Genomic DNA, 919 nt, shown 5'->3' with positions numbered 1-919 from the left:
CACCTGACCTGGAACTGAGTGGCCCAGGCGTCAGTGCAGGCTGCAGGCCTAGCTGGCGGTACGTGTTGTGCCAGAACCATGAGGCATGGCGTGCCCGCATCAAGCGAGCCTGAACTGGTATAGTATTTAGTTTCTCATGTGCTGCAGCAACGCCGGCGGTATCCAAATGGACCGCAGGTTGGCGAATGCCATGGAATGATGATGATGATGATGATGATGATGATGATGATGATGATGATGATGACTGTCAGGTTCAGGGCCACAGCCCTGGCACAGGGGTCAGGCAGTGGTGAAGGCGGAAGGCAACCATGCAGTGTGTGTGGGAGGTTAGCTCCATACAACAAAAACATCACCCTAGAGTGAGAGGCATCCGTGAGTGAGCCTTTGCGCAGACATGTGTCGCCTGCTGGGCTGATGAGGGAGGTGCTGGCATGTCCCCTTACTTCTCTGTGTCCCATGTCGGAGTTACATCACGCCTGAGCTATGGGGTGGCAGCGCAGGGCAGCATTAGCTCACACCACATTGTTTGTGCACCTAGCTCTGATGTCATCATCATAATTGTCATCATCATCATCGTCATCATCATCATCATCATCATCATCATCATCGTCATCATCATTACATGGCATTCACCACCAGGCGTTGCTGCAGCACTGGGCACTGCTGCACTGGGCAAGGCAGTGCTGGGTCATGGAGGGCAAGGTGAGTCGACAGGGTGTCTGTTGTTTCGGCTGTGGTGGTGGGGTGGGTGCTGTGGGAGTGGGGGTGAGAGGCAGTGCTGGGTGATCAGCGAGGGGTGACCGTGGTCATCATCATCATCATTACATGGCATTCACCACTTGGCGTTGCTGCAACACACATAAGAGAAGAGCCTGTGATGGTGATGTTGACCAAGGGGCCACCAGACAGACCCCTGCTC

At 54.6% G+C, this 919-nt stretch carries 2 protein-coding genes; one reads left to right on the top strand and one right to left on the bottom strand.

The genetic code is table 11. The annotated features are described in order from the left end of the window. Window positions 1–134: 134 nt before the first annotated feature. Window positions 135–350 (bottom strand): hypothetical protein, encoded by a 216-nt coding sequence (locus ACT6R0_RS18595; RefSeq protein ID WP_444667443.1) that lies wholly within the window; start codon window positions 348–350, stop codon window positions 135–137. A gap of 99 nt (window positions 351–449) precedes the next feature. On the opposite strand from ACT6R0_RS18595, the gene ACT6R0_RS18590 reads away from it, so the two are divergent. Continuing rightward, on the top strand, window positions 450–800 hold the full coding sequence (locus ACT6R0_RS18590; protein WP_444667441.1) for a hypothetical protein: 351 nt from the start codon (window positions 450–452) through the stop codon (window positions 798–800). Window positions 801–919: the final 119 nt, after the last annotated feature.

Source organism: Flavobacterium sp. (genome assembly GCF_052437795.1).
Classification (GTDB): domain Bacteria; phylum Bacteroidota; class Bacteroidia; order Flavobacteriales; family Flavobacteriaceae; genus Flavobacterium.
This window is presented reverse-complemented; position numbering and strand designations above follow the sequence as displayed.

Bases quoted from the DNA above. Each gene is read 5' to 3' on its own strand.
- ACT6R0_RS18595 (WP_444667443.1), bottom strand. From the start codon at position 350: ATGTTTTTGTTGTATGGAGCTAACCTCCCACACACACTGCATGGTTGC.